Source organism: Bacteroides faecis MAJ27 (assembly GCF_900106755.1).
Classification (GTDB): domain Bacteria; phylum Bacteroidota; class Bacteroidia; order Bacteroidales; family Bacteroidaceae; genus Bacteroides; species Bacteroides faecis.
Genome location: NZ_FNNN01000053.1, coordinates 1 through 10,307 on the forward strand (window position 1 = coordinate 1; position 10,307 = coordinate 10,307).

General features: G+C 42.3%; 5 protein-coding genes. All 5 read right to left on the reverse strand.

Annotated features, from left to right (window positions below; all coding sequences use genetic code 11):
- Positions 1 to 335 precede the first annotated feature (335 nt).
- The 5 genes from BLW31_RS23275 to BLW31_RS23295 all read right to left on the reverse strand — a co-directional run bounded on the left by BLW31_RS23275 (position 336) and on the right by BLW31_RS23295 (position 9,931).
- Positions 336 to 2,672 carry a right-handed parallel beta-helix repeat-containing protein gene (locus tag BLW31_RS23275; protein ID WP_029425107.1) on the reverse strand — a complete coding sequence of 779 codons (2,337 nt, stop codon included), beginning with the start codon at positions 2,670 to 2,672 and terminating at the stop codon, positions 336 to 338.
- Between the two features lie 256 nt (positions 2,673 to 2,928).
- The gene (locus tag BLW31_RS23280; RefSeq protein WP_010535753.1) at positions 2,929 to 4,596 is read right to left on the reverse strand and encodes a RagB/SusD family nutrient uptake outer membrane protein; all 1,668 of its coding nucleotides are present in this window, start codon (positions 4,594 to 4,596) and stop codon (positions 2,929 to 2,931) included.
- Between the two features lie 18 nt (positions 4,597 to 4,614).
- Positions 4,615 to 7,944 carry a TonB-dependent receptor gene (locus BLW31_RS23285; RefSeq protein ID WP_010535752.1) on the reverse strand — a complete coding sequence of 1,110 codons (3,330 nt, stop codon included), beginning with the start codon at positions 7,942 to 7,944 and terminating at the stop codon, positions 4,615 to 4,617.
- 316 nt (positions 7,945 to 8,260) lie between these two features.
- Entirely contained in the window at positions 8,261 to 9,280 is a 1,020-nt protein-coding gene (locus BLW31_RS23290; protein ID WP_010535751.1) for a FecR family protein, read from the reverse strand.
- Between the two features lie 63 nt (positions 9,281 to 9,343).
- Positions 9,344 to 9,931: an RNA polymerase sigma-70 factor gene (locus tag BLW31_RS23295; protein ID WP_022301652.1), complete on the reverse strand. Its 588-nt coding sequence runs from the start codon at positions 9,929 to 9,931 to the stop codon at positions 9,344 to 9,346.
- Positions 9,932 to 10,307: the final 376 nt, after the last annotated feature.

Below are 10,307 nucleotides of genomic sequence, written 5' to 3' on the forward strand. Positions count from 1 at the left end.
TTTTCTCCTTGGGAATCATAATTAGAACAATGAGTGGTTTTATTCTTATAATATACTGATTTTCAAGGAGATTTGAAAACTAACTAATGAGATAGGTAACTGAATAATAACATTTTAACAAGCGAAAAAGTAGATGATTATCAACTGCTGATTCGCATCATTAATGATTGTTTACTATAAATACGCACAAATATACTTAAAATGTTGAGTTATAGGAAGGGGAAAACTAAAAAATATGCACACACCCATTTCTCCATAGATATCTTTATGTAATTCCTGATACCGCTTTTCGTCAGGGATTACATAAAGATTACTTGCCGGATAGAAAAAAACGGTTAATCCAAAACTAAAGAGATCTTCAGCTTCTGTTGGTTTCTAAAACATTCCAATAGCAATGTCTTTTTCCATTTATATTTATTAGTCAATCGCATCAATGTTTCTACAGAATCAATATCTTCTCCGTAAATTGAATAGATCACGTCATTTTCTTTCAATCCCGCATCCTGCATATTGACGGCATTATCCATTTTTAATACAATACATCCTTTTTCATCAGGCAGGCCATAAGCTGAACGGTCTCCTAAACCACTGACCAATCGGACTTCCGCTTTTTCCCACAAATAGGTCTGATTGGTATTGGAGGAATCCGAAACAAGCAGTTCGGAAAGTTCGGGCTTTTCAGCCTTCCGTTTCAAACGGGGGGAATACACTCCGAAACCATTCTGGGGAATATTCTCAAAACCAATCTCAAAAGCTTGGGAAGTATCCGGTAGAGTCAAATTATAATGTTGATAATCGACAAAATGGAGTATTCCGCTTGTGCTATGTGCGTCGGTATCATCCTTTTGCACTTGTTTCAAAGCATTCTTCGAAGAGAAAAAGTTATAATCCACCATCTTCCCCCAACTTTTCAGCTCAATGGGAAGATAGGCTTGCGTGAACACGTTGCGCCGGATGATATCACCACAATTCTGAAACCATAAATGGGGATGCAGGGTATTGTTTATCAGGATATTATTCTCCACGATGCGGTTGAAACCTTCGCGTAGTTTGATTCCTCCACGCAAACAGACATTCCCGTATATATGATAGTTCGAACTGCCATCATCCAAATCTATATCCCAGCCGTGGTCGCAACGGAACCTGTTGTAACGGATATAAGTAGTGAAAAGGGCATCCAGTAAAACCAGTTCGGGATGCTCTGCAACCATAAGACTCATTTTTTCATAGGAAGGATGCCAGAAACGGTCTCTTCCCCACGAATTGAACGCCCCGTGGTCACTCGTTTCCAATACAGTGGCAAACGCATCGTTATATTCGATGACATGTCCTCCGAACGAGCCGTCTCCGATATTGATAGCAGCCCTCGGAACCCGGTATATGGTATTGTGGCGTACGTTGATTTCTCTTGCCACTTGAATCTGAATGCCCGCCACCTGCTTCTCCACTAGTCCGATATCATGGATAAGATTGTCTTCCACAATACACCGGCGGGGATAAAGTTCATTTTTCGGGCCGGGTATTTTGTCCATCAACTCATAAGGAACGGACTGCTCATATTTAAACACTCCCGAACGTACGGCGGAAGTATCTCCTACGATACATATTGCGCTCGCACCAATCTGATGGATATAGTTTCCCTTGACAACACAACCGTCGATGTGGCGGCTAAGAAAAATGGCGTTACCGCCCAAACCGGTAAATTCGCAATCCTCGATGCGGCAACGCTCCGCATTTTCTATAAAAACGGCTGCTCCCCGATAAATAGCCCAGTCACTGCGCAACAACGGCTCATAGTCCGCCATGAAAGTACGGGAGGTTTGGCTAAAGCAAATTCCTCTTACCGTCACGTCACTGGCCCGGTCATTTTCAATCCCTTTAATCTCAATCAGACTTGGGATCTCAGCTATTTCAAATATCTCATTATCTATATTTTCATCTGGATATGGATAGTAGTACAAATATCCGGCTTTTCCATCCAGAAACCACTCGCCTGGTGCATCAAGCTCCTCGTATATATTTTCCACAAACCGGTATTTGTCATGCATATTGGACGGACGGTTATTCTGATATCCGCCCTCAAAAAGAACACTTTTGTCGTCTTTTCCTGTAATTACATAATGCATATCCCCCCAGTCCCTGGCATGCAGCGCATGGATAAAACCGCCTCCGGGAGATTTCCATCTCTTTACACGGGCCGGTGCAAGCGCATCGGCAGCCGTTCCATTGAAGATAGTGCCTTCTTCAAAGTTGGGGTAACGGGCAAGAATCCTTTTTTCTCCGCCCACAAACAACTGGTCACCCTTATCGGCTTCTGTCTTGCTTTTCCATATTCCGTTTTTCTGCTTCACCCATTTGAGGGAAAGTTTCCTGGCTCCGCTTAAAACAACCGGTTCGTTATTATAAGCTGACAGCGTAAGTCTCTTATTCTTCCACTCGCCGGCATCAACAACCAGGGGAGTGTCCAGATAATACTTTCCTTCCCGAATATAGATATGGATTTCACGCTCAGCGGAAGCCTTTCCTCTTTCGAGAGCTTCATGGATATGTAACAAAGGGCTGTTCAATGAACCGTCGGCCGAGTCATTTCCGCCGTGAGAGACAAAATAAGTTTGTTGCCCCATCGCGAAAGTCGCCATAAAAGGTAGGAATGCCAGTAATTTAGTCTTCATAAGTCGAAATAATTGGTTGAGGATATAGAACAAAAGTATCACTTTTAAATGATACCCTTGTCTTTTTTTATCAGAAAAAATCAAGTTTCGCAAGTATTCCGCATAGTTTCTCCTCCTTCTGGAAGGAGGAGAAACTGTAGGGGAGGTGGTAGGTGAAAAAAAAGAGTTTACCTTATTCCCACAGGCATATCCCTTGAATATACCTACCACGAATCCCTGATATGGAATAGGGGGGTTGCGAAACTTGAATTAAAAACTAATTCCAACCCGGATTTTGCTCGTAATGACACCGGTCTTTCTCGTCGGTCGGAAGCGGGTACAAATACGATTTATCATTCCATTTCCTGGTAGTGGCGATGCTTGGATAAACAATGATATAATAGTCATCGTCCACAGCGATGTTATTCAAGGAAGAAGGGTCAGCATATTGGGAACGCAACTCATCAGTCAGTTTCATACCGCGTATTGTCTTCACGCCTTCAATCAGTTTGCCCGCTTTCCAACGGATGATGTCATTGAAGCGGAATCCTTCACCGACTAGCTCAATCCGACGCTCGCGGCGAATCTCATACAGCAGCGGAGCCACAGTGTAGCCGTAATTCACAGCATTGGGGTCTGCATCTGGATTCGTTGTGAGATGTGGCATCCCGACACGGTCCCGGATCAGGTTGATGGATTTATCCAATTCTGCTATTGTCAGGCTTCCTGTCAGTTCATATTTCGCTTCGGCGTAGTTCAACAACACCTCGGCATAGCGGAAGATGAAGAGATCCAAATCACTCTTATCGGCGTTGAATTGAGCAAGATCACTGGAACGTCCCTTGATGTTCCAGTATCCTGTGGAGGTTCTGGAGGTACCAATGGCAGGCAGATTTACTGCTAAATCCGGAAGCGTCATGATAAATCCCGGAGTCGCTATAGTTTGCGTATAACGCGGGTCTCTGCCTTCGCACTCTTTTGCGGGAGTCGAGTCGTCATAAGGATGGCTGGTAAGTCCGATAGGTTTCCCGTCGTCCAAAAACAGATAGCTGTCCACGAAGTCTTTGCTCATGCCGGTATTGTTTTCGCTGGCTTGACGGGTATAATTATGGGTATTCTTATCCGTAATGTATGCCCTGTAGAAAATAGCTTCGGGGTTCGACCTCAGGTCTTTCTGGATGAACAGGTTCCTGTAATCCTCGTCTGTATTTCCGGTGGAGTAAATGTCGTATCCTGCGTCCATTAATTCCTCAGATGCTTTCACGCAGGCATCAAGATATGTATCGGCGCCTTCTATGTTGCGGTATTTCCTGTAAGTTCCTTCCCATAAGCAAATGCGTGACATCAACGCGCGGGCTGCATCCTTATGCAAACGTCCGGCTGCCGCCTGGTTTTTCTCGGGAAGGTTGGCGACGGCGAATTTCAGGTCTTCCAATACCACCTCATCCATTACTTTCTCCCGTTTTTCCCGCGGACCGTACAACTCTTCCGAGTTGTCATCCAACGCTTTGAGAAGTAACGGCACATCACCGAAATTAACGACTTTATACCAATAGAACAAAGCCCGGAAGAAACGAACTTCTCCGGCATACCGTTCTTTGAACGAGGTCTCCGCTCTTGAATAGTGTTCTAAAAAGTAATTACAACTACGGATGTTAGCCCAGTCGCCTGAAGCCCACCCCCCTCCGCTCCCGGGAACAGTATACGTTCCGGCAAGGAATGTGTTGATATTCTGAGGGACCATATTATCGGAATTGTTGTCATTATCCATTCGCTGTACGGGTAAACTGCCATAGAACTGATTGGCATAATAGATCAGGTCGTTCTCCGTTTTAAAGAAGGTCGGCTCGCTGAACGAATCCTTAGGGAAACGATCCAGATAATCGTTGCAACTAACCGTCAACAACGTTACCGCCACCAAAATCGATTGTATAAGGTATTTCATTTTTCTCATTTTTTTAGGTTATAAACTAACTTGTACGCCGAAGGAGAACGCCCTGTCTAACGGATAGTCTCCCTTCCTGTCTGGTTGTTCGGGATCGTATGACTTGATCATCTTCGTGAACTCGAACAGGTTTTGTCCTGTGAAGTAGAACCGCAGGCTGTTGATTCTCACTTTGCTCAGCAATGCTTTCGGGATGCTGTAACCTAAGGTTAATTGCTTCATACGCATATAAGCGCCGTTCTGCAAATACTTGGTCTGGCTTTGGAAGTTTCCTCCTCCTCCGAAACGTTGTCTCGGATAATAGGCATTCGGGTTGTCGGGTGTCCAGTAATCCAACTGTTCTGTGGTCGGTGTTCTCCATTCATCGGTAAATCCCCAGAAATAAGCTCCGCCTAACATGAGATCTCTTTTACCTACCCCCTGCATCAAACAAGAGAAGTCGAAGTTCTTGTATTCGGCACTCAAGCTGATACCATAGTTATAGCGTGCGGTATTGTTACCGATGATTTTTCGGTCGCCCGGGTCCTGCAACTTGCTATGCCCTTTGCTGATGATATCCTTTCCATCTGCTGTCTTGTCACCGTTCAGATTCTTATATCGGACATCACCGGCCAGCCATTTGCCACCCCAGATATCACTGTTGTCCACGCCTGCGGCTTCCTCGTCTGTAGAGTAGAATCCGTCGGTTACAAATCCCCAGATTTCACCAATCTTTTCGCCTACATAATGGTCGCCGATATTACCGTCTGGATTTAGGTCATACTTCGTGATTTTCGCCTGACTGTCTGACAAGTTGAATCCTACACGGTAGGTGAAGTCTTTTCCGATACGGTCGTTCCAACTCACTTCAAACTCGAATCCTTTCGTCCGCAGATCCGCAGCGTTTCTATTGGGCGAACCTGTTCCTAAGATTGCCGGTAGCTTGAATCCGCCTACAATCATATCTTTGGTATCTCGGATGTAATAATCGAAACTACCGGACAGGCGGTTGCGCAATAAGGTAAAGTCGAACCCGATATTCTTTGTTTGCACTTTCTCCCATGTAAAGTTCGGGCTGACCAACCCCGGGGCGTTCACAAAGAGTTGAGACTCGTTTCCAAAAAGATAGCTGGTTTTTCCGTACCCCATCGTCGCTAAGTAGGGATAGTTACCATAATTGCTATTTAACTGCTGATTCGGAAGCTGACCGTAGGAGAGACGGATTTTGAGATTATCGATCACTGAACGCAAAGGTTGGAAGAACTTCTCCTCCGAAATACGGTATCCTACCGAAACGGATGGGCTGAATACATATCGGTTGTCCCGGGCGAAACGTGAGGACCCATCGTAACGTCCGTTGAATTCAATCAGGTATTTCTGGTCGTATACATAATTTAACCGGAAAAAGACTCCAATCAATGCCCAATCCCCTATGCTGCTCGAAACGCTTGGCTTATCGTCGTTGTTCAGCCGGATGTAGGGATAGTCTTGGTTTACCAGATTTTTAACACCTGCGCTGAACGACTCGTTCCGTTTGCTTTCCTGGTTAAAACCAACCATCCCCTTCACATAATGTTTTTGGGCCAAAGTGTTTTCGTATTGCGCATAGATGTTTGTGGCTTGGTAGACATCGTGGCTACTACTTTCGGATACTGACGCCGGTGAGGTGTACGGATACTTGCCTGTGGCATTCGCCTGCTCCGGATCGGTAATGTCTGCTCCCGCGGCAGGTGCTCCGTACTGATCGAATTCTTTCTGATTGAATTTGCTATTGTAGCGGTAGGAGTTCCAGGTGTAATCGCCGACAATACTGAGACCTTTGAATGGACGGAGGGTGAATCCTCCTGTCATCCAGATGTCATCTGAATTGTAGGTGCTTCGTCCGCCAAGGGTAGCAATCGCCAAAGGGTTGCTATTTCCGCCCTGTCCGGAGAAATGTCCGTCTGGGAAATAAACCGGTTGCATCGGTTTCAAGTCGTCAGAGAAGGTGTCGATTGTATTGGTGCCCCACAGTTTAATAGGCTGATCGTCTTCCTTCCGGTTCAGTGACATTTTCATGTTGATTTCCAGCCAACTGGTGACTTCTGTATCCAAGTTCAAGGTGGCGTTGTAACGTTTGAACTCTTGCTTGATATAGTCGGGCATCAATCCGTTTTGCTTGAAAGCTGAGAACGAGGCCATATAAGTCGTCTTCTCGGTGCCTCCGTTTATGGATAGATTGTGTTGTTGTTGTGGGGCGGTGCCGGGATACATCTCCTTTGTCCAGTTCGTGTTCCCGCAATATCTATATTGGTTCGGATTGTTCGGGTCGACATAAACTGCATTCTCCAGAGTCGGGTTCGCCATGTAATTTTTGATCTTCTCGATGTCCAGATCCGTATAGGTTTCGCTTCCGGCAGGTCCTCCCGATAGCCTTCCGCTTTCGGCGGCCGCGCGATACATATCCACGAATTGCAGAGAGTTGACAAGATCGGGAAGGCGGGTCGGTCTCGTGATGGAGTAGTCGTAGGAGTAATTGAATCGCATCGGGGCATTCTTTTTCCCCTTTTTCGTAGTGATTAAAACGACGCCATAGGCTGCACGTCCCCCATAAATAGCAGCCGAGGAGGCATCCTTCAAGACTGTTACCGACTCCACGTCACTTGGATTAATCTGGTTAGGGTCCATTTGAACCCCGTCAACCAAGACCAACGGACCACCGCCGCTCAAGGAGGTATAACCGCGGACGTTGTAGGAGGAGGTGCTACCCGGCCGGCCACCACCATTATTCGTTATCTGAAGGTTCGGGATCAAACCTTGCAATCCTTGCCCCAAATTGGTAAGGGGGCGACTTTCCAGAACTTTCGAATCGATGCTTGAAATGGCGCCTGTAAGATTGACCTTCTTCTGCGTACCATATCCTACGATGACAATCTCTTCCAATGTCTTGCTGTCTTCCTGCATGGTGACATTGATTATTTTGTTATTGCCTATTTTTACAGTCTGAGGCATATAACCCACATAAGAAAATAGAAGGGATTTCCCTACCGGAACGTCCAAGCTGAAATTTCCGTCTATATCTGAAATCATACCTATTGTAGTTCCTTGGACTGTCACGTTTACTCCTATCAGCGCTTCTCCATTATTGTCCGTGATTGTACCTTTTATCGTTTGAAGCTTTCCATTCTCTTGAACTTTCTGCTTATTCTCCTGAGCGGGCATAAGAATTATTTTCTTATTTTCTACCACCCACTTGCTACCCGGCAAAATTTTCTTGAGAATGGCACTGATAGGCTCGTTTTCTACGTTAATCGAGATTTTTTTGTTTACGTCACAATCCGCGTCTTTATAAAAAAAAGTATATTCGCTCTTTTGTTCAATAGTTTTCAATACTTCTTTCAGAGTTTTCTGATTAGCTTTTAAACTAATCCGGGTCGTTTGGGCTAAAAGGCTCCCACTGACAAGCAAAAGTATTACAGGAAATACTAGTTTTAGCAAATGAATATTTCTTCCTGTTAAGAAAGAGGATGAAATATTCCTCCATTCAAATTTATTCATACCTTTGTAATAGATTTAATGTTAATTATTTCGCTTCCGGCTAGAAGCGTGATTAATGAAATCGGAAATAGGTAGATGGGCAAACATTTACCTATTTTTTTCTTTTGTTTCTACATAGTTTTTCTGATTTAAAGGGTTAATACTTACTTTATTTTACTGAGACAATGTTTAAAACATTATCTTTCCAATAATATCGTACAGGGATAATTAATGTCATCGCTTTCAATATTTCATCCAAATCTTCGCCCTTATGAAGAGTGAATGACATGGATAAGTTTTGTCCGATAGAGGAATCACATTCTATATCAATCGAATACCATTTTTTTAGATTCATAACGATATCTGCCAATTTTGCATTATCGAAAGTCAATTCATTCTGTATCCAACTGATATAATTCTCTGCATCTACTTTTTTTACAACAGTCTGCTTGTTGCTTTTGTCATATCTAATCAATTCTCCGGGCTCCAACACTAATGGAACGGGTATTTCTGAACCTGTAACCTTGATTCGACCTTCTGCCAACACAGCTTCCACGCCTTTCTTGTCGGGATAATTCTCTACAGAAAAATGAGTACCCAATACTTCAATATCCATATCTCCGGCATGTACGTGGAAGGGCTTGTTCACATCATGACTTACTTCAAAATATGCTTCTCCTTCTAAACTGATTTCACGTGAAGATTCAGAAAAAGTAGTCGGATATTCGAGTTTTGAATTTGAATTCAGCCAGACAATAGTGCTATCCGGTAAAACAAAACGTCTCTTACTCCCTGAATCGGTTATCAAGTGATTCAAAATGAGAATATCTTTTTTTGTCACATTCCTACCGATATGGTAGAACGTTATTCCTATTATAAATAGTAACGCAAAGAACGCCGCTACTCTTGCTGTCTTATAAAAATTATAGGGAGAGACTATATTTATTTTTTTTTCTGATTCTTTTCCTTTTATCCGTTTCTCCAAGCGCTTGAGTGCCTTTTCCATATCAGAATGAACGGATGAATTTGATTGGCTTGCGAACCATACATCACGAAACTCAGAGTAACTATGCAGATTTTTATCTGACTCCTTTAGCCATGTAAGCAACTGTTCTTTATCGGAATCCGTAGCAGTTCCGTCCAAGTAACGTATAATTATTTCATCAATATTTAATTTGTTGTTTATCATATGTACAATTGCTCTATATTAGTTACACGAATAAAACCGGAAATACCCTCCTCAAAAATGGATTTATTTTGAGAAAAAATCCATGAAGAAAGAAAAAATAAGTAAAAAAGACAATAACTCTTTATATATTAAACATTCCTTCAAACCTTTGAGTACCCTGGAAAGGTACTTTTCCACCGTTTTTTGAGAAAGTTCTAATTGCCTGGCTATCTCTTTAATCTTTAGCCCATGATAACGGCTCAATACAAAAACTTTTCTCACATTTTCAGGCTGCCCTTTTAAATAATTGACTATTTCCTGTTGAATTTCTTTTGCGAATAGAGTTTCTTCATGATTTTCATTTGAATGGTGCGAAAGCTCAAGCCGGGCTATTATAGTGTCTAAGGATTCTTCTTCTGTACATTTTTTACTTTTCAGATAATCTAAGGATTTATTATATATGGCTCTGAAAAGATAGGGTTTTAGTTCACTGTCAAAGTCTATATTATTACGGTTATTCCACAATGACATGAACACATCCTGTACAATATCTTCTGCTAAACAGAAATCGTTAACCAATCGAAATGCATAAGAGCGTAGCATGCTATAATATGATCGAAATAAGTTTTCAATCATTCTCCAATCTGAATCATATCTTTCGCTCTTGTCCATTATGGTATAGTTTATATTGCAAAATTTAACACTGCAAATTAATAAAATATAAATAGAAATTTTATGAAATTATAATAAATGACTAATAATATAACATAATTTTATGTTTGAATATTTAAATGCGCTTAAATCTCTTACCTTTATATAGACAAACTTTTGTTCATGCAAATAGTAACTTGTTCATATTATTAATAAATGATGCGAATCAGCAGTTGATAATCATCTACTTTTTCGCTTGTTAAAATGTTATTATTCAGTTACCTATCTCATTAATTAGTTACCTATCTCATTAGTTAGTTTTCTAATCTTCTTGAAAATCAGTATATTATAAGAATAAAACCACTCATTGTTCTAATTATGATTCCCAAGGAGAAAG

Bases quoted from the DNA above. Each gene is read 5' to 3' on its own strand.
- BLW31_RS23275 (WP_029425107.1), bottom strand. From the start codon at position 2,672: ATGAAGACTAAATTACTGGCATTCCTACCTTTTATGGCGACTTTCGCG.
- BLW31_RS23280 (WP_010535753.1), bottom strand. From the start codon at position 4,596: ATGAAATACCTTATACAATCGATTTTGGTGGCGGTAACGTTGTTGACG.
- BLW31_RS23290 (WP_010535751.1), bottom strand. From the start codon at position 9,280: ATGATAAACAACAAATTAAATATTGATGAAATAATTATACGTTACTTG.
- BLW31_RS23295 (WP_022301652.1), bottom strand. From the start codon at position 9,931: ATGGACAAGAGCGAAAGATATGATTCAGATTGGAGAATGATTGAAAAC.